The organism is Clostridium sp. HMP27, from assembly GCF_000765165.1.
Lineage (GTDB): Bacteria > Bacillota > Clostridia > Clostridiales > Clostridiaceae > Clostridium_AK.
On the sequence record NZ_JMFY01000018.1, the window covers coordinates 156,687 to 176,724 of the forward strand.

20 protein-coding genes and 1 riboswitch are annotated in these 20,038 nt (G+C 32.3%); of the genes, 4 read left to right on the forward strand and 16 right to left on the reverse strand.

Features of this window, described 5'->3' with window-relative positions; all coding sequences use genetic code 11:
• Positions 1-11: 11 nt before the first annotated feature.
• The 10 genes from eutJ to pduA are packed head-to-tail and all read right to left on the reverse strand — an operon-like array spanning position 12 to position 8,431.
• Entirely contained in the window at positions 12-830 is an 819-nt protein-coding gene (gene eutJ / locus DP68_RS09905) for an ethanolamine utilization protein EutJ (protein ID WP_363330951.1), read from the reverse strand.
• A gap of 5 nt (positions 831-835) precedes the next feature.
• A complete protein-coding gene (locus tag DP68_RS09910) occupies positions 836-1,489 on the reverse strand; it encodes a phosphate propanoyltransferase (protein WP_035309017.1) in 654 nt (217 codons plus the stop codon).
• An 11-nt stretch (positions 1,490-1,500) separates the two neighbouring features.
• Entirely contained in the window at positions 1,501-2,052 is a 552-nt protein-coding gene (locus DP68_RS09915) for a BMC domain-containing protein (RefSeq protein WP_035309018.1), read from the reverse strand.
• Entirely contained in the window at positions 2,052-2,504 is a 453-nt protein-coding gene (locus DP68_RS09920) for a glycerol dehydratase reactivase beta/small subunit family protein (RefSeq protein ID WP_035309022.1), read from the reverse strand. The genes DP68_RS09915 and DP68_RS09920 overlap by 1 nt, the downstream gene beginning before the upstream one ends.
• The gene (locus tag DP68_RS09925; RefSeq protein ID WP_035309024.1) at positions 2,501-4,327 is read right to left on the reverse strand and encodes a diol dehydratase reactivase subunit alpha; all 1,827 of its coding nucleotides are present in this window, start codon (positions 4,325-4,327) and stop codon (positions 2,501-2,503) included. Before DP68_RS09925 ends, DP68_RS09920 begins: the two co-directional genes overlap by 4 nt.
• Positions 4,328-4,340: 13 nt before the next feature.
• The gene (locus DP68_RS09930; protein WP_035309025.1) at positions 4,341-4,868 is read right to left on the reverse strand and encodes a diol dehydratase small subunit; all 528 of its coding nucleotides are present in this window, start codon (positions 4,866-4,868) and stop codon (positions 4,341-4,343) included.
• 10 nt (positions 4,869-4,878) lie between these two features.
• A complete protein-coding gene (locus DP68_RS09935) occupies positions 4,879-5,547 on the reverse strand; it encodes a propanediol/glycerol family dehydratase medium subunit (protein ID WP_035309028.1) in 669 nt (222 codons plus the stop codon).
• 17 nt (positions 5,548-5,564) lie between these two features.
• Positions 5,565-7,229 carry a propanediol/glycerol family dehydratase large subunit gene (locus DP68_RS09940; protein ID WP_035309030.1) on the reverse strand — a complete coding sequence of 555 codons (1,665 nt, stop codon included), beginning with the start codon at positions 7,227-7,229 and terminating at the stop codon, positions 5,565-5,567.
• A 17-nt stretch (positions 7,230-7,246) separates the two neighbouring features.
• The gene (gene pduB / locus DP68_RS09945; protein ID WP_035309032.1) at positions 7,247-8,128 is read right to left on the reverse strand and encodes a propanediol utilization microcompartment protein PduB; all 882 of its coding nucleotides are present in this window, start codon (positions 8,126-8,128) and stop codon (positions 7,247-7,249) included.
• Between the two features lie 21 nt (positions 8,129-8,149).
• Entirely contained in the window at positions 8,150-8,431 is a 282-nt protein-coding gene (gene pduA / locus DP68_RS09950) for a propanediol utilization microcompartment protein PduA (protein WP_035309034.1), read from the reverse strand.
• Between the two features lie 243 nt (positions 8,432-8,674).
• Between pduA and DP68_RS09955 the strand changes: the two genes are divergently transcribed.
• Both DP68_RS09955 and DP68_RS09960 read left to right on the forward strand, forming a co-directional pair.
• Positions 8,675-9,886, forward strand: a complete 1,212-nt coding sequence (locus DP68_RS09955; protein WP_035309036.1) for a PocR ligand-binding domain-containing protein — start codon at positions 8,675-8,677, stop codon at positions 9,884-9,886.
• Between the two features lie 22 nt (positions 9,887-9,908).
• Positions 9,909-10,670: a response regulator gene (locus tag DP68_RS09960; RefSeq protein ID WP_035309038.1), complete on the forward strand. Its 762-nt coding sequence runs from the start codon at positions 9,909-9,911 to the stop codon at positions 10,668-10,670.
• A 352-nt stretch (positions 10,671-11,022) separates the two neighbouring features.
• Here the strand turns inward: DP68_RS09960 and DP68_RS09965 are convergent, their stop codons facing one another.
• Positions 11,023-12,759 (reverse strand): ABC transporter ATP-binding protein, encoded by a 1,737-nt coding sequence (locus DP68_RS09965; protein WP_035309040.1) that lies wholly within the window; start codon positions 12,757-12,759, stop codon positions 11,023-11,025.
• A gap of 420 nt (positions 12,760-13,179) precedes the next feature.
• On the opposite strand from DP68_RS09965, the gene DP68_RS19580 reads away from it, so the two are divergent.
• Positions 13,180-13,350, forward strand: coding sequence for a hypothetical protein (locus DP68_RS19580; protein ID WP_186430582.1), 171 nt, complete (start codon positions 13,180-13,182; stop codon positions 13,348-13,350).
• Positions 13,351-13,393: 43 nt separating this feature from the next.
• Here the strand turns inward: DP68_RS19580 and amrS are convergent, their stop codons facing one another.
• Positions 13,394-14,368, reverse strand: a complete 975-nt coding sequence (amrS, locus tag DP68_RS09970) for an AmmeMemoRadiSam system radical SAM enzyme (RefSeq protein WP_291548469.1) — start codon at positions 14,366-14,368, stop codon at positions 13,394-13,396.
• Between the two features lie 28 nt (positions 14,369-14,396).
• On the reverse strand, positions 14,397-15,800 hold the full coding sequence (amrA, locus tag DP68_RS09975) for an AmmeMemoRadiSam system protein A (RefSeq protein WP_035309042.1): 1,404 nt from the start codon (positions 15,798-15,800) through the stop codon (positions 14,397-14,399).
• Positions 15,801-16,024: 224 nt separating this feature from the next.
• Here amrA and DP68_RS18930 point away from each other — a divergent pair, with 224 nt between their 5' ends.
• Positions 16,025-16,762, forward strand: a complete 738-nt coding sequence (locus tag DP68_RS18930; RefSeq protein ID WP_052085739.1) for a DUF3298 and DUF4163 domain-containing protein — start codon at positions 16,025-16,027, stop codon at positions 16,760-16,762.
• 237 nt (positions 16,763-16,999) lie between these two features.
• Here DP68_RS18930 and DP68_RS09985 read toward each other — a convergent pair whose 3' ends face one another.
• From DP68_RS09985 to DP68_RS09995, 3 genes are all read right to left on the reverse strand, one after another.
• Positions 17,000-17,734 carry a cell wall hydrolase gene (locus DP68_RS09985; protein WP_035309043.1) on the reverse strand — a complete coding sequence of 245 codons (735 nt, stop codon included), beginning with the start codon at positions 17,732-17,734 and terminating at the stop codon, positions 17,000-17,002.
• Between the two features lie 3 nt (positions 17,735-17,737).
• Positions 17,738-17,862: riboswitch (cyclic di-AMP (ydaO/yuaA leader) on the reverse strand.
• Between the two features lie 194 nt (positions 17,863-18,056).
• A complete protein-coding gene (locus DP68_RS09990) occupies positions 18,057-18,332 on the reverse strand; it encodes a DUF1294 domain-containing protein (protein WP_035309044.1) in 276 nt (91 codons plus the stop codon).
• A 222-nt stretch (positions 18,333-18,554) separates the two neighbouring features.
• Positions 18,555-19,961, reverse strand: coding sequence for a peptide MFS transporter (locus DP68_RS09995; RefSeq protein WP_035309047.1), 1,407 nt, complete (start codon positions 19,959-19,961; stop codon positions 18,555-18,557).
• Positions 19,962-20,038: the final 77 nt, after the last annotated feature.

Below are 20,038 nucleotides of genomic sequence, written 5' to 3' on the forward strand. Positions count from 1 at the left end.
ACTCACCTCGCTTAATTGACACTGTTCATAGCTATTCCTATAGGAGTCACTAGAAGTGGATTATATGGTTTTATTGTTCTGATGCCTGTATATTTTTCAACTATCTTTTCCATATCCTTAAGGCAGCAGGTTCCTCCTACAAGATAGATATTATCTACATCATAGCCTTTTGTATGTTTTGAAATTATATCGGCCATTTTTTCTATTACCGGTCTAACTAAAGGAAATACCGTATTATAGTTGGTATAAGCAATTTTAAATTTTTCCGCTTCTTCATACTCCATCCCTAAACTTCCAGCTATAACTAAACTCAAATGGTGTCCTCCTGTAGGTTCATCAGCTGTATAAATCACTTTGCCATTTTTCAATATAGATATTCCCGTAGTACCTCCACCTATATCTACTACTGCACCATTTTGTATATTTAAAACTGAAGATGCTGCAGTTGGCTCATCAATTACATTAGTTACATTAAAATCAGCTGCTTCTACTACATTACTTATAACCTTTATATTTCCCCTGCTTATTCCTGGTGGTATTGCTGTAGCGGCATAATTTAATGTCTTATTTAGTTTTATCTCTAATCTTTCCTTTAACTTCCTTACTATAGTTACAGCTTGTAAATATTCAACTACTATGCCGTCTTTAACAACACTTGCTGGATATATTTCTCCAGCTATTGGAATATTATTTTTATCTAATACTGTTATAACTATATTAGATGTACCCAAATCCACACCTACTTTAAGCTCTTCTTTTTCATGTATTTTAATTGGATTTAAAATAGTATCTTCCATTTCTTTGATTAAAACATTAGCCTCATTTAACATAACCATCACCTGCTCTTACCTAATATCTTGACAAATTCATTGTTTCTTACTTCACAAGCATTAGCTTCATCTGTATCCAAGTGAATTTCAAGGGCTGATTTACTATTAGCTCTTATAAGAACATTTTTCAGTATTATTCCTTTATCTCCGCATGTCTCTACATCCACTAGTTCCCCATCTTTCACACCATAGTTTTCTGATAGTTCTGGAGTCATGTGAATATGTCTCTTAGCGCAGATAACCTTATTTTTAAAAATCAATATACCCTTGGGCCCAATAACAGAAAGACTTTCTGAATCCTCAAGCTCTCCTGAGTTTCTAATAGGCGGCTTTATCCCTAAAGCAAATGCATCTGTTCTAGATATCTCAATTTGGCTGTATTTTCTTACAGGACCTAAAATTCTTACATTTTGAAAAGAACTTTTAGGCCCTGCAATAGTTACCGTTTCATTAGCTGCAAACTGCCCTGGCTGCTTTACAGCATTTTTTATCGTCAGCTGATATCCATTACCAAATAGGCATTCTAAATCTTCTTGTGTAACATGAATATGTCTATTTGATATACCTATAGGTATTGAAAAGTCTCTATTTTTTATATCAGCTTTTCTCATAACATCTAATATAATATCCTTTATCAGTGTATCATTTATATCTATCATATATATCACCTTCAAATTTGTTTATGATGAATACATAAACCTCTTGATTGTCCTTTTCTCCTTGAACATTTTGGGTCATGGCATATATTACATATATCCTCATTTTCCTCATCTTCCATAAGTTCAAGTTCTTCTTTACTATCATCCTTATTATCTTCAAATGAGATACTTTCAACATGCTGTACACTTTCGCTATCACATTCCTGAGTATCTTCAACGTTACTTTCAATATCATCTTTTACATTTTCTTTTACTTCACTTTTATTAAGTTCAATTCCTATAGTCATATTAGATTCAATAATACTCTCTAAGCTTTTAACTGGCCTTGGTATAACAACTGATGCATATACCTTATTGACTTTACTCGAACTAATCTTTGCTGCTTCAATTGCTGCCTTAACTGCTCCTACATTTCCCTTTATCTTAATAGTTACAAGTCCAGAGCCTTTTGTTAGCTCGTATCCGATTAGTTCCACATTTGCTGATTTTACACAAGTATCCGCTGCTTCTATTGCCGCAGCCATTCCAATAACTTCAATAATGCCGAGGGCTTCTCCATTCATTAAAATCCCTCCCTATGAATTTCTATATCAAAGTTTTTCAAAACAGATATCACTGTTTCTGTAATTTTTTCTCTAAGTTTATCTTCTAAATTATCTATACCTTTAAGAGGCATTACTTTATATAGTCTTGCCGCATTGGCTCCTATTGTTCGTGCCTTTTCTTCTTTATCGTAGAAATTTAAATTTATATCTAAAAGCGGTTTTTCTTGTCTTAATTTATTATGCTGAAGTATTATTCTATTATCTATAATTGCAACAGCTATCCCCATTCTTGATTTTTGGCATGCTTCGTGTAAATACTTAAGTACACTGCTTTCATTAAAAGTTATATTTTTCACATCATAAGGAATGCCTTCTTCTTCTATCCCTGCAAGAAGTTCTTTTACAACTGCCTTTTCAGCATTACTTGCTATTACAAAGATAGCAGGCTTTTCTACATTACTTCCTATCATATGTTATTACCTCTCAAACTATTGTAATATGAAATTACAAGTCCTGTCGCAACAGCATTTCTAGGTCCTTCAATTCCCCTTATATTGCCGCCGCCGCAGACAACTCCATAATGAGATAATTCGTCTGATATCATTTCTGGAACTTCAAAATCTAATGCAGATCCCCCTACTAGCACAACAAAATCAATACTTCTCAAGTCATGATTAGGTGCAATATCCTTTAATGCTCTAATAGCATTTGTTACAAAAACCTTCCTTTTTGCTTCCCTTCTTACAATTCTTATCTTTTCTATAGCATGTTTAGTAGGAATTGGAATCATTTCGTCTTTTTTCACCACTATGTTTCTTGCAAATAAATTTGAGTCTAAAGGCTGTTGAAAGAAACATACACTCCCATCCTCATATCTTATATTGAAAAGACTTTCTACTTTTGCAAGAGGAAACTTTTTAATATCTTCCGCTAAATTATAGTCCTCAAGACCTAATTCAGACTTTATAAGCATTGTAACCATTTCTCCTGCACCAGCATGATGGATGGACTTGACAGTATTATTTTTATCAATATAAGCTGAATCTGTGGAACCTCCTCCCATGTCTAATATGACAAGAGGTTTATCAGTTCCAGGGGTAGTTAAAGCTCCTAGTACTGCCATACCTGCTTCTACTCCACCTATTAAAACTTTTACGTTAGTTTCACTTTCTAATTTTTGAGCTATATTTTCCATAGGAAGTTTACTTGTCTTTACCATAGCTGCAAGAGCTACAGCATTTTCTAAGGCAAATTCCTCTGCTAATCCCCCTTGAACCTTTTGTGGTATAAATGTATCTACGGCTAAAACATCCTGAATTTTAATTTCTTCTGTATCTTGATTTGTAAGTTCACTCATTACTTGTCTTACTCTCTCTATCATTCCACCTACATTAGTACCGGGCTCTCCACTTACATCTTCTAAAGGCCATACCTTATCTAAACTGTTCATTATAGCTAAGGCCCCTTCTTCTATGCTGATCCTGCTTTGCTTAATTCCCATAAGAATAAGTTTACCTGCAGGTATAACCCTTTCCTTTACATCCCCCTCAGGGGTTCTTATAACAACAGCCGACCTGTTGCCAATAAGAGCCCTTGAAATTGGGATTATATGTTTTGTTTCTTCAGGTGAAAGTTTAAAGACAGTGGCAAGTCCATAAGGATTAGATAAAACCTTTATAGTCCTTCCTGGCGTTGATACTTCTACTGCAGCAATCATACCCATGGGAACTTTATCAATATAGGCTACTTCGTCTACAATAGGAATTTGCTTAACTAGTCTATTTGATATTATTACTCCATCATCCCCCTGCGCTACTGCAGCAGTAATTTGTATATTTTTATTAAAGGCTTCATTTAATTTTTTAGCTGCTATTTCAAAATTTGTTGATTTTGGAATTATACAAATCACATCTTCATTACTATGAAGATATTCCAATTCATCCAGAAAAACCGTTCTCCCTATTCCTACTCCTATGCCTCCTGGAGTATCTGGATTATGTCCAATCATTGTAGATTCTGTAATTATGGTTTCAGTGATGGTTTCCATAGCTACATCACCAATAACTGGAGTTGCTTCATTAATGCAAATAACGTCTAGGTTTTCTAATGAAATATTTATATTTTTACATGCTTCCTTTAGTCCTAAAAGTACACCAGCGACATTGTCTGTTGTTCCTTTAATTCCAGTAGTTTTAACTATGCTGCTTGTAATGAAATTTAACTTATTACTAATATCTGCAATAGCAACTTCTGTAGTTGAATTTCCTATGTCTACTCCTGCCACAAGCTTCACTTGTCCCACCTACCTAAACTTTTAATCTACCTCTCTTTTCATATATCTCAGCTGCTTCTCTAACTAGTCTTGCATTCATTTTTGCATTATATTTGTTTTCTAATTCATCCACTATATCAAGCAGTTCTTGTTTTGTTGATCTATAAGGTCTTAGTGCATTATAGATTTCAAGAACTCTTGCATCTGGAACTGATGTTAACTCTGCAGCTCTTCTTAAATTTGTTGCAAATTGACTTCTTCCTACGGACTCTGCAATTTCAGCTTGATATAATAATACCTCTGGAGTTATTTTTATATCTTCTGGAGTCACACTTCCATTCAAAACTTCTTCAATAGTTATACCTTCTAAACTTTTTCCTGTTTTTGTCTTTATAAGATCTTTTCTCTTTTGTCCCAAAGGATAATCACTTTGAGTAAGCTTTTTTTCACTTTTAGTTTGTTCAACTATAGTTTTAGCTTCCACCACTGACTTCTCCTTACAATTTCCCATAGTCTTTAATACTTGATTTACTATTTCTTCTATTAAAACACTATTATCCATAATTTCACCCCTATTCGAAAACTGCTTTTAATTCTATAGGTTTAGCATTTGCTACTACATGTTCAGTTTCTTTTATATGCAATACCGCTGCTTTAGCTTGATATTTTGGTCTTGCCATTTGATCGTTTTTAACAGGTACTGGATCTGGAGATTCTCCTTTAGCGTACTTAGCTGCATTTTTACCTATAGCTCTAAAAGTCTCCCTGTCTATTAAAGGAGCCTGAGAAAATAACTCAAGGTTATTTAATGGTTCTAAGTCTTTTTGATGTATAACTGTTGTACCCTTTGACTGGATACCTACACCAATACCTGAACCACTTATTTTTGCAGCATCATGGCTCATAAATGCCACATCAGAAGTACGTAAAACCCTTATTACTCTTGGAGTAATTCCTTCTTCTTCTACACCAGCCATAACTTCTCTTAAAACATCATCATGAGGTATTCCAACTATAGTTTCTGTTTGATGTATTCCAAAGGAAGGCGCAAGTGCTATAACAACTTCATCACTTCTCTTTCCATACTCTGCAGTCCCTACTTCTTGTAAACTCATTCTTCCAACTTTTGAAACAGAATTCCCAGCTTTCACATCTTCACAACTATTATTTTTTGCTAATTGATTTAAAACCTGTTTTGTTATTAGTTCTATTAATTCCTCATTGGACATTGAATTAACCATACACTAATCACTCCCCGTTACATTTTGTCAGGATCTAAAGCATGAGTTATGTTCTTTATTTCTTCCCATCTCTCACCTTCAACTCTGTATCCTGTTCCAGGTCCCATATAATCATTTCTATCATTAACACCGCTTACAACGTTAAAGTCTTTATCAAATATAGATGATGCATGAAGATAGTCTCCAACTATTCTTTGTTTCAACAATTTTAAAACTCTTTCCGCAACTTCTTTGAAGCCGCCTTTGTAAAGTGCTTTAACAATATCAAGACCTGTAACTTCACGACTTAAAAGTTCTTGGGCTGCCTTTAAATCCTCTACTACATTTCTCTTAGGCATATCATTACTGCCATGAGCATAAGTTGCAGCTTCTACTTCTTCATCTGTAATAGCTGGTAGTCCTAATTCTTTAAACACAGCTTGTAGAGCTCTTGCTGCCTTGTTTCTTATAGCTATAACATCCTCTTCTTTTACTGGTTTTAAGCCTCCATCTACTTTCAAATCTCTTTGAAGAACTAAATAATCATCATAATCTTCAGCATCAAAGTTTGAGCCTGCAAACATGTTATCATAATTTGGTGTAGCACTATATCCTGAGAATATAAAATCAGTTCCCGGTAAGAATTGCATCATAGTTCTTGCAGTTCTTCTTATGTCAGAATGAGTAAAGGTTTGGTCGTTTCCTGATGCAACTTCCATATCCAGCATAGTGGTAATGAGATTTTCACCAAGTACCGCTCTTATACCTCCTGGTACTGCACCTGGAACGCCTATACAACTAATAGAACCATTTTGTAATCCTTGAACTCCTGCTCCCTTGGTTATCATGATACATCTTGCCTCAAGATAAAGCATTGATTTGCCATCTGCATATCCCATTTGGACTTCAGAGCCTGTACCTGACGTAAATCTCATCTTAAGACCTCTTGATGCATAAGCCGATGCCAAGAAGGATTTTGACCAAGGTGTGTCATCACCATCTACAAATACCTGCTCAGTTCCATAGACAGAAATAGTTTCTGCATACGCTGTATAAGCAAGCATTCCTAATCTAAGCTCTGTAGCTTCTTCTAATGCACACTGAGTTAATACTCCGCCTCTTCCAGTTTGAGCCCCTACTAAGAGTGAAAGAGCATTAAAAGGTGCATATCTTACTATACCTACTGTAGTTTCCATTTCATCAAAGCCTCTTAGAGCTGACTCTGCTGCATCTGCTGCAATTTGCACTGGATTATCACGTACGTTAGTAACATGGCATTGATTTGATGGAGTTCTTCTTGATCTCATCTTTTGAAGTGCCATCATCATTTCAACTACATTTAATTTGTCTACTATTTCTACAAGCTTTGCAGGAGTTAACGCAGTAGTTATATCTATAATGTCATCTCTTGAAACATTTATATCCGTAAGCATTCTAGCTATTTCAAGCGAATCCATAGCCATTGCTTTCTCTGTATTTTTTATATTAATGGAATGATCTGCTAAGAATACATCTATAAAATCAAAGTCTTCCCTTTTCTTCCCATCCATTTCAACTATCTTTCCATTTTCAACCTTTACACTTGCCTTTGGGTCACTAGGACTGTCTACAGCTATAAGCCCAACTTCTGGCCATTCCTTAACAAACCCATCGTTATGAACAGGTTTATTTTCTAATATTTCAAATCTCTTAGATCTTTTCACAGTAACACCACCTTCTGTTAAATATATGGCTTCGTATCAGTTTTAGGATCTTGTCCCATTGATCTTAAAATTGAAAGGCCCACTTCTCTAGCTGCTATTACAGATTGTCTTACAGCACCAGAATCTCCAGTAATAGTTATTATAACCTCATTAGAATGAGCTGTACCTGCATTAGGACTTGCATAGGTAACCATTTCTACGTTGGCTGTTTTCATTGCTGCATCTGCCATTACTACACCAATTCCAGCTGGAGCTCCTACAATTATTCCAAAAGCCTTCCCAATAGGTGCACCAAATGCTTTTTCTAGTGCTAAACTAGCTCTTGCAGTATATTGAAGTTCAAGATGTCCTACATCACATCCATAAACATCGCCAAAGGTTCTATCCAGTTGTGCTAGAGCTACTTCCACAGCCCTTCTAGCATCTGATACATCTTCAGCTGCTAAAATTATTAATGAGCCATGTCCTGCTCCACCTTTTGTATCTCTTGCAAGCTCTATGCTCACTACTTCAGTATTAGTAGCTTTTACAGCTTCATCTGCTGCCATTATTTGAGGACCTGCTCCTGTTCTTGAGCTAATTATTCCTATAGAACGATATTTTTTATCTAATTTCATACTTTCATGAAGACTGTAATCTACGTTAGCTATAACTAATCCAACGGTGTCTCCCCTTGCTGCTCCCACATATTCTGTTACTGCTGACGGTGCACTCATAACTTGTACCTCCTCTTTACCTTCTACAATACTATTTTCTTGACTTTCTCTACTAATTTCTTGCTCTATTATTTTTGAAGCTGTGGATTCAATAATTTTACTCATTTGCTCACTGTCTACATTTTGTAAATCTAAATGCTTTCTAATCTCAATTAAAACCTTTTCAATAATTTCATCATTCATATCAATTACCCCTTAAGCTTATTATTCTGATAACTTAGGTAATATTTTTTCTACATCTGTGTGTGGTCTTGGAATTACATGAATTGATATAACTTCTCCAACTCTCTTAGCTGAAGCAGCACCAGCATCCGTAGCAGCCTTTACTGCTCCTACGTCCCCTCTAACCATAACAGTAACTAATCCTGATCCTATTTTTTCATATCCTATAAGTGCAACATTGGCAGCCTTTACCATAGAATCAGCGGCTTCAATTGCAGCAACTAATCCCTTTGTCTCAACCATTCCCAACGCTTCTTGTCCCATAAAAATACCTCCTAAAATAAAAATTTATCTTACCAATATCTATTCTATAATATTATCAAAGCAAATTTACAGAATATTTTGCTTGTTTTATGGTTTATATAACCCTTGTAAATATGTAATTTTTTAACTTATTTTTGTACTTTTTTTACATTCAGTAATATATCTTACTTACATTATTGTTAATAATTTGATTTAAATGATATAATTATTTTATGCTGATTCCTAAACTTAGGGGGTGATTTTATGGAAAACTTGAATAAATATACGTTAGATAAAATTATAGATATACCTTCTCTTCAGAATATACAGGATAAATTCTCCAAAATGACAGGCTTATCTTCTATAACAGTTGATAAATTTGGAACTCCAGTAACAGCACCTAGTAATTTTTCAAAATTTTGCAATGTACTTAGGGATTCAAAAATAGGCTGTTCCAGATGCATTACCTGCGATGCAGAAGGCGGGTTAAGATCTATGTTATCAAAACAACCCATAATTTATACCTGTCATGCTGGGCTTACAGATTTATCTGCTCCAATAATTGTAAATAACACCTATTTTGGCTGCATGCTTTGTGGACAAGTAATGATCAAAGAAGGGAAAAATAAAAATTCTGTTAACATAAAGGAACTTTCAGAGGTTACAAGTATTCCAATTGAAAAACTTGAAGATGCTTTAAATGAAGTGAAAGTTGTTGAGTATGATGCATTGATAGATTCTGCTGACTTTCTTTCCTTGTTTGCTAATTTGATTACAGAAATGGGTGTTGCAACTATAACACATTTTCACCTACTTAAAGAAACAGAGGAAAAAATGAAATACCAAGAGTTAGCTAAGGATACTCAGTTCAAGGCTCTTCAATCTAAAGTTAATCCACACTTTTTATTTAATACATTAAATACTATTGCTGGCATGGCTCTTATGGAAAATTCTCAAAACACAGCTGACCTTATATATGCTCTTTCTGATTTATTAAGATATGGCATTAAAAATTCTGAAGACATGGTTGAAATAGGCGCTGAATTGGAAAGTATAAGAAAATACTTATTTATTGAATCAGTAAGATATAGTGATAAACTTAGTTTTGATATAAAAATTTCTGATGAGATATTAAAATATAAAGTTCCAGTTATGACATTACAGCCTATTATTGAAAACGCTATCATACATGGTTTAGAACCTAAGAAAAATCCTGGCAAGATAACAATCTTCGGAAAGATATTACCAAACAAAGATGTTTTAATTAAAATAAGTGATGATGGAATTGGTATGAGCAGTGAAAAATTAAATACGCTAATTCAAAATATAAATTCCTCTTCCAGCAGAAATTGTATAGGTATGAAAATTGTTCAGGATAGATTAACATATTATTTTGGATCTAAATATGAAATTAAAATGGAGAGTTCTCTGGCCACTGGAACAACAGTTTATATTACAGTTCCTCTTACTAATTAATATATCAGGAGGCGTTTTAATTATGTATAAGCTATTAATTGCTGATGATGAAGCTTTTGAACGTAAAACCATGAGATTTATCCTTAAAAAAAGTTTTGCTAATTTAGAAATAATTGAAGATGCTAAAACTGGGGATGAAGCTGTACAGTTATCAAGAAAATGTAAGCCTCACATAATCATTATGGATATTAAAATGCCCGAAAAAAATGGCTTAGAAGCGCAAAAATCAATTATTAAATTTCTACCAAATATAAAAACAATTATTTTAACTGCTTACGACAACTTTAGCTTTGCTCAAAGTGCAATTAAGCTTGGTGTAGTTGATTACATATTAAAGCCTGTTAAACCAGATGAACTTAAAGAATCTCTAAATAAAGCTATATACTTATTGAACAATGAAGATACAAATCTTAATTCTTTTAGCGATTCATCTCATGATAGAGATTCTATTCATGATGCACTAAAATTTATAAATAAAAATTTTAGTGAAAATATTACTTTGGAATCCGTATCAGAACATGTTCATTTAACTTCCCATTATTTTAGCAGATACTTTAAAAATAGTACCGGTGTAAACTTTATAGAATACTTAACTAAGCTGCGCATAAAAGAAGCCAAAAGACTATTGGTGTCTACAAATAAAAGTATAAGCAGAATTTCCCTTGACATTGGCTATGTGGATTCTGCATACTTTTCTAAAGTCTTTATGAAGTACGAAGGGGTTTCTCCCCATAAATATAGACTAAATGAAAAAAGGCATCCTCTTGATTTAGAAATGCCTTGATACTTTACGACCTATCGGTCTGCGGGCTTATCAGCCCTTTGATAAGTGTCAATTTAAAGGAATTTTGCCAAAGCGGAATTACCTCCTTCAGCAGTGTTGATGAAGACATTTTTAATGTTAAATTTAGTATGGGTTCTGCATTGTAGAAAGCATTGAACAAGCAATTAGAAGCTCTTTATCTCTCAATTTAAATCACCGTAAAGAACTTTCTACTGTCTGAGCGGCAGCGAGTTTAGAAAGTTTAGGTGATTTAAACTGAGAGATATTAGAACTTCTTTGCGTAGTGAACGCTTTCTTAAATACGGAACCCATACAGAAGATTTAACATTAAAAACGTCGTAATATTCTTTATTTATGAAACTTGATCAAACTGCATATTGTAAAGATTCATGTATTCACCTTTTTTATTCATAAGTTCATCATGATTTCCTCTTTCTTTTACTCCTTCATCAGTAAGAACAATTATCTCATCTGCATTCCTTATAGTACTTAATCTATGAGCAATTACAATAGTTGTACGATTCTTGGAAAGAAGTTCTAATGACTTTTGTATTAGTCTCTCACTCTCATTGTCAAGAGCAGATGTCGCCTCGTCCAATATTAGTATCTGAGGATTCTTTAAGAAAACTCTGGCTATTGATATTCTCTGCTTTTGTCCGCCAGATAGCTTGACTCCTCTCTCTCCTACATAAGTATCATATCCTTCTTCAAGTCCCATTATAAATTCATGTGCATTTGCCATTTTAGCTGCTTCAATTATTTGTTCATCAGTAGCATTCGTATCGCCATATGCAATGTTTTCCTTAATTGTTCCTGCAAACATATATACATCTTGTTGAACAATACCTATATTACTTCTAAGGGATTTTATCTTAATATCTCTAATATCAATACCGTCTATTTTTACTGACCCTTCATCTACTTCATAAAATCTTGGTATTATACTGCAAAAAGTGGTTTTACCACTTCCTGAAGGACCTACAATGGCAACTGTTTTTCCTGCTTCCATAGATATATTAATATCTTTGAGAACTGAATTTCTATTATCGTAGCTAAAGGATACATTTTCAAGAATAATTTCTCCTTTTGGATTCTCTAACTCTATAGCATCCTTTTTGTCTATAATATCTGGGTGTGTGTTAATAACTTCTAAAAATCTTTCAAAGCCAGTTATTCCTTTCTGATATTGTTCTGTAAAGTTTACAAGCTTGTCTATAGGATTAAGGAAAATATTTATATATAGAATATAAACCATTAGATCTTTAGCTTGAAAACTTCCATTACTTATAAATATACCTCCAAAAATCACTACTGAAAGATATAGTATCCCTTGGAAAAATCCATTCATACTAAAGAATTTTCCCATAATAGTATAACTATTCTCCTTTGTTTGTAAAAAAGCATCGTTTCCTATTTCAAATTTCTTATTTTCTATCTCTTCATTTGAGAATGACTTTACAACTCTTATACCTGAAAGGCTATCTTGAATTTGAGCATTTACATTTGCTATCTTTTCTCTATTACTCTTAAATACTGCTCTCATTTTTTTATTATAAAAAAGTGAAGAATATATCATAAATAGAGTTATAAATAATAATATAATTGTTATCCTTGCATCAATACTCATAAGTATCATAAAAGAACCGACAATTTTAAGCAAAGATATAAATAAATCCTCAGGTCCATGATGAGCAAGCTCTGATATATCAAATAAATCTGTAACTATTCTAGACATAAGTTTTCCTGTATTTGTATTATCATAATAAGAAAATGATAATCTCTGTAGGTGGCTGAATATATCGCTTCTCATATCAGCCTCCATTCTTGCACCCATAATATGTCCCCAAGAAGTTATATAGTATTGACAAAAATATCTCACTATATACATTAAAAGTAAGCCTGTACCAATTAAAGTTATATACTTTAATATCTCACTTCTTTCTTTTATATATACATTGTTTAGCATGAAGCTGACGATAATAGGGAACATTAAATCTATAAGCGATAACGTAAATGCACAAAGCATATCCATATAAAACATTTTTTTATATGGCTTATAGTAACTTATAAATTTCTTTAAAGTTTTCATTAATTATAATCTCCTTTCTTTACATATAGTTTTACTCAAACACTATCATTGCTAAGGTTTATATAAAGAATATCTCATATAATCAAACTCTACATGAACCTAATAATCAATTGATATACAAACTAAGATAACATTTTATTTGCTATTTATCAACATAATATTCTACATATTTTTTATCTATAATTAATTTTTTCAATATTTAATTACAGATAAATTTGTACAATATTTACAAACTTATATTCAGTATATTACTTTATATTAAAGGTAAAAATATAATTAGCCTATCTTTGCATGATTTATAAAAATCCTTGATTTTATTATAAATCAGCACATCTCAATTTATTGAGATGTTTCCTTGTATAACTTATAAAATCTTTGATGGAGAAAGGATGGTGAATCCTGATTATTTCAGGAGATACTATGGATAATAATAAAAGCCATTTAAAAACCGATGTTAAAACCAATGCAGAACTTAGAAAAATGTATCCACGAGATGGAGCTAAAATTGGTATAGAAAATGGAGAAAAGATTGGAGCTCATTCTATTGGTAAAAAATACACAAAGCGCTCTAAACTTTCTCATAATAATTAATAAAATGGGTGGTGGAGATCGAGTTCCACTGCCCATTTTGTATTTATTTTATATTGAAATCACAACTTTTACATTTTCCATTGGCTCTCAAGTCTTTAATTTCATATCCTTCTCTTTTAATTACTAGCTCATTACACTTAGGACAATAAGTATTATTATTTATACCAGGTACATTACCAATATACACATAATTTAAATATTTATCTCCTATTTCTTTTGCCTTTAAAACTCTTTCAACAGGAGTTGGTTCTTCTTTAAATTGATATGAAGGAAAATATCTAGAAAAATGTACTGGAATATTTTTATCAACAGATGCTATCCATTTACATAGCTCTTCAACTTCTTCTTCCGAATCATTATATCCATTTACAAGCAGTGTAGTTATTTCCACATGAGTTTTTTCACTGCAGAGCTTTATATTTTCTAGTACCTCCTTGATATCCCCCTTACAAACATCCTTATAATACTCATCCTTAAATGCTTTAAGGTCTATATTCATCGCAGATATATAAGGCAATAATTCCTTTAATGGTTCTTTGCTAATGTATCCATTACTTACAAGAACTATATCTATATTTTTATCTACAGCTTTCTTGCTTACATCCCATATATACTCATACCATATTGAAGGTTCATTATAAGTAAAAGCGATTCCTACGTTGTTTTTCTGCTCAAGAGCTAAATTTATCAAATCCTCAGGCTCCAAGTATCTAGTATCTACGTTATGTTGAGAAATACTATAATTTTGACAAAACCCACATTTAAAATTACATCCAAAGCTTCCTACAGAAAGTATATAACTTCCTGGTTTATAGTGATATAATGGCTTCTTTTCTATAGGATCTAAAGAAATAGAACTTATTTCTCCATAATTTGAATTGTATAGCTTTCCATCATGAACCTTTCTAGGCCCACATAGTCCTCTCCCTCCATCTTTTATATGACAGTTATGAGGACACAAATTACATATAACGTAATCATTATCTATTTTTTTATAAAACATAGCTTCCTTAAGCACGCTTTCTACCCCCTTTACCTTTCAAAGATTACCTATACCTTAATACTTCAAATCTTCGCAGAGAGTATTGTTCCCCAGAATTTATACCCGCTTTTCTGAGTACCACATCTAATTGCTTTTCCACAGTATCTATTCCCTCAAGGTCTGGAAGTAATAAAGCTCCCTTATATCCACTATTTACTATTACCCCATACTTTTTAGGATCTAAGTCTTCCCTCTTAGTATCCTCCGCAGGCATGAGCACATCAACAGAATATATAATTTCATCTAATTCCTTTTCTTGTAAGGGAGCAAATCTTGGATCTCCTACCGCTGCCTCCACTGCATTTTTTATTATCTCTTCTGCTATATTATTTGTTGTAGGCGCTGTTGTACCAATACATCCCCTAAGATCTCCATTCTTCTTTAGAGAAACAAATACTCCTCTTTTTTCTTTTAACATTTCCTCAGGTAAATCTTCAGGGATCTCAATATATTTTTTATTTCTTATATACCCTTCAATGCTTTTTCTAGCAAGTTTTACATATTCACTTTCTCTATCCTTTATCTTCTTTAATTTTTCCTCTTTTTTTGTTTCTAATTCCTTTAAGATATTCCTTTCTTCATCCCCTACTGCTTCTATTTTCATTACTCCATACCCTATTCCAAAAGGTCCTTCGTAAGAAAGAAGTTTCCCTTGTATTTTTTTATCATACAATGTTCCAAGTAAAATATAAAAAGATCTAAGTCCACACTCTCCAGCAACTTCACACATATTGCTATTCAAATTGAAAATTTCTTTTACATCTCCACTTTCTAAAAGCGTTATTATTTTATCATCAAATTCTGGTCCTTCCTTTGCATATCCATAGGGACTCTCTTCGCTTAATTTATGAGATAAGTCACCTGAGGCTATTAAAACCGCATCTATGGAAGAACTCTCTACAGTACTTTTAATTATCTTACCTACTTTATAAAGTTCTTCTGAGGATAATAATCCATATGTTATATGTACTAATTTGTAATTCTTATAATTTTTATTTATAAAATACAGCGGAACCATAACACCATGGTCTAATTCTAATTCTATATCATATAAGCTAGAATTTGTTTCATCTATAGCTACAGCCATTATATCCTCATTACCCAAATTCTTTAATAGATTGTTTGATGTTTCTCTATCTATATTTACTTGAAAATTTACATTTGGGGTATTAAAATTCCTAAAGTCCCCTTCTATACTCTCTGAATTCATTATTGCCACAGCATCTCTAAAAAGCGGTCCATGAGGAGTAATTATAATTATAGTTTCAGGCTTTTTTTCTGCTATATCCTTTGAAATTTCAATACATGCATCTATGGTCTTTTGGATCTTTTTTTCTTCCCCTTTTCCTACCTCCGCTACAGCAATAGGTGGATGCGGCATTATGTAATGTGATAAAATTTTACTCATTTATATTCTCTCCTTAATATAAAATTCACTATGTACTAATATATTTCTCTAAACTACCCATATTTAAACACTATAATTTAATTCAAAAAATATCTTACTGAATTACAGTGTATTAATAATCATAATTTAACCATTATTTTTGCAAATCATGAATATTATACATACATAATAAATCTAATAAGACAAATGCTAACTTATGAAGACGTAACTTTTGAGGTGATTAAATGAAAAAATCTTTACTTGTATTTTCTGCCTTAATACTAACTTTGTTAAGTTTAATCATAAATATCATTCATCCTGTTAATGCCCATTCCGCAAAACTAAAATCAAGTTCTACGCTTTTATATGATACAAATAATACACCTATAAGTACTACAAAGATAAATTACAAGGAAGATTATATTGAAGTGGATTTGAATATACCTACATTAAATAATTTAAAGGACAAAAATATTCAAGATAAAATAAATAAATATATATTAAATTCTATTTGTGATCTTAAAAATAAAACAGAAAAACTTGCTAAAACTGATATGAACAATAGCGTCTTAACTAACCCTTATACTGTACAAACAACTTATGATGTTCATTATGCAAATGCCTCATTCTTAAGCCTTACTATTATGTATTACGAATATACTGGCGGCGCTCATGGCATTTCATATAAACTACCTTATAATTTCAACTTAAAGACTAGTGAAAACATTACTTTAGGAAAATTATTTAAGCCAACCACAAATTACATTGACTTAATTAATAAGGAAATACAGCTTCAAATAAACAAAAAAAATTCTGTTCCTGGAGCTATTCCAATAACAGAATTTAAAACTATAAGTAATACTCAACCTTTTTATATTGATGGTAGTAACCTTGTAATTTACTTTCAACCTTATGAAATAGGTTCCTATGTATTAGGCATTCAAGAATTTACAATTCCTCTAAGAAAATTGCGATATTTTTAATGTTGAGCATATAAGTATGGGATTTGCATCGTAGAAAGCATTGAATGAGCTTTAGAGCAGCTTTATTTATAAATTGAAAATACCGTTAAGAGCCTCCTACTGTCTGAGCGACAGCGAGTTTGGGAGGCTTAGATATTTTGAATTTATAAATATTAGCCGCTCTTAGCGAAATGAACGCTTTCCTAGATGCAAATCCCATACGTTAGTTCAACATTATCTTAAAATGTCGCACTTTTTCTAATATGCGTAAACCATTTTACCTATCTTAGCTTTTATAGGCTTGGACAATAACCATTTACTTGTACAACTTGTATCATAAAAAAACAATGCACCATTACTTGGATCTTTTCCATATAAGGCTTCCTGTACTGCTTTTTTGTTAGCATCTGTTGCAGGTTTATTAATTTGTCCATTTTGTACTGGTGTAAATTGATTGTTACTGTTTATAACTGCATTTATCGTATTTGGAAACTTTGAGCTTTTAACTCTATTTATAACTACTGCTGCTACAGCCACCTGTGCACTATAAGATTCTCCCCCTGCTTCTGCTCTAACAAGTCTTGCAAGAAGATCTAACTCTTTTGCATTATATGATATAGCTGCCTTAAGATTTCCTCTACTTGCAGTAACCTTATTTGATGCTTTTGCCTTTGGTTGTGCTTTTGAAACTGTACTAACTGTTTTAGCATTAGCATTCGTCTTATTTGAACTATTTACATTTTGCCCCTTATTCTTATCTAAATTTCCAGATTCATCTGCATTATTAAATCTTACAGTTTTTAAATTTGTATTTTCCTTATCTTCATTAACTGCCTTATGCGTATTGCCTTCATTATTAGACAATGTCACCATTTCTTGATTTTGATATTTTCTCTGCTGATTACTAGCCATTTTAGCATTAGTATTATAAATCACAACACTTAATCCTAAAACTAAAATCATAGATAAAGCAAATACCTTTAATTTTTTCATAATTTTATACCTCCATTTTGCCTCCGAGGTTAGTTGACGGGTTCGGGTTAGAGGTACCCTACTTTTAAAAGATTCACCCCATAGGATATCCCCCGTACTCCATAAAGGAGATTCGGCATCTTTGTAAGTTACATTCTATAGTCTATTATACAAGTTGTCTATATGAAATTACTGGCATATTGCCTTAACCCATTGATTTCACTGGTATTGTTTACAGTAGATTTTTCTAATAAAATATAGTAAAAAACTTAAATTTTATATAAGTTTTTTGCGAAAATAAAAAGACATTTATATAAATGCCTTTTTAAGCAAATCATTTTTATTAAAATATCATATGATATTTTAATAAAAAAATTATAATCAAAACCCACTGTGTAATCATAAGAGTTGGAAAGCCGTATCTAAACATATTATGCAAAGTTTTATGATGAAATATCTTCATTCCTAGGTATGCTCCAGTAGCTCCAAATAAAAATGCCCACCCAAATAATACCTTTTCAGGCACCCTCCATTTATGCTTTCTTGCACAGTATTTATCCCACCCCATAAGCGAGTAGCTTATTATGTTTACGACTATAAAAATATAAATATAATACATATATATCTCCTTACATGATTTGAATGCCTATTAGTAATCAGTAATCTTAAATTTTAGTATAAATTAATAACCTATTAGAAATTTTCCTGTATCTATTTATAATTATATCACTTTTTATAAAAATATGTCTTAGTCCATTTAGAAGTTATCTGTATTTGAAATAATTTATAATTTTTACAGAAAAAGTGTGTGTAATCCATCAAATTACACACACTAACCTTCTTATTCCATCATTGAAACTAATTTTTTACTTAAAACTAATAATACTGCTCCAAGTACTATAGATATAGCTGCTATTCCACCAAATATTTGTAGATGTCCAAGTACTTCAACATAGGATGCCACATATCCTGCTGCTATATTAGCTATAAAGCTGCCCATTAACCATACTCCCATTAATAAAGAAGCATATTTTATTGGGGCAAGTGAACTTACCATAGATAATCCTATTGGGGATAAACATAGTTCTCCAAGGGTATGAAGAAAATAAGCTCCTACAAGCCACATTAAATTAGCTTTTACTAAAGTATTATCTCCAGCTGAACCTCTTTCAAGTACTGCTCCTACCATAAGTAGGAAACCTACTCCAAGAAGTATCATACCTAGAGCCATTTTTGCAGGTACTTTCAAGTCTCCTTGTTCCGTCTTAGAAAGGCTTATCCAAATTTTAGATACAATTGGTGCTAATATAACTATAAATACAGGATTTAAAGATTGGAACCAGGATACTGGTATTTCCATTCCAAATGCATTTCTATTTATATAATCTTTTGTGTAAATAGTAAGAGAACTTCCTGCTTGTTCAAATCCAGCCCAAAAGAATACAACAAATGCTGTTAGTATAAATATAACTGCGGTTCTATTTTTTTCTTGTTTTGTAAGGGGTCTATTTGCATCTTCATGATTTTCAGTTATAGATTTTGTTTTTATGACAGGTGACTTACCAATATCTCCAAGATATTTTTGAGCTAATAGTGTAAACAAGATTCCTCCAAAAATCATGCCTATAGCTGCTGCAAGAAAGCCATACTTAAATCCGTAGTGCATTATTTGCTCTCCTTGTCTTTGAGCAAATATATTCTCAGCTAAAGTACCACACACAAGTGGTGCTAAGAATGCGCCTACATTAATTCCCATATAGAAAATAGTGAATGCTGAATCTCTTCTATCATCTCCATCTTCATATAGTTGTCCAACTAATGTGGAAATATTAGGCTTAAAGAATCCATTCCCTATTATAAGAAGTCCTAACCCTATGTATAAAAAGGTTCTGGTTTGTGATGCAAAAAGGGAAAACTGTCCTATTGCCATAATAATACTACCTAGTATTATAGCTTTTCTCTGACCTAAGTATTTGTCAGATAAATATCCCCCAATTATTGGAGTAAAATAAACAAATCCAGTAAAATAACCATATATAAGAGCTGCTGTATTTTTGTCAAATCCTAATCCACCTTTTAAAAGTTCAGTACTTAAGTATATTATAAGTAGTGCTCTCATACCGTAGTAACTAAATCGTTCCCACATTTCTGTCAAAAAAAGCATATATAACCCCGGCGGGTGTTTTAGCTTTTTAGAGCTATTTTCAAAATTTCCTTGATGCATACCCTCTTCTTTTCTTAACTGCATTTTACCAACTTCCTTCGTTCATTATTTCGACATATTTTTTGACACAAAGAAAATTTTATCATCTTCTTTTAATTTCA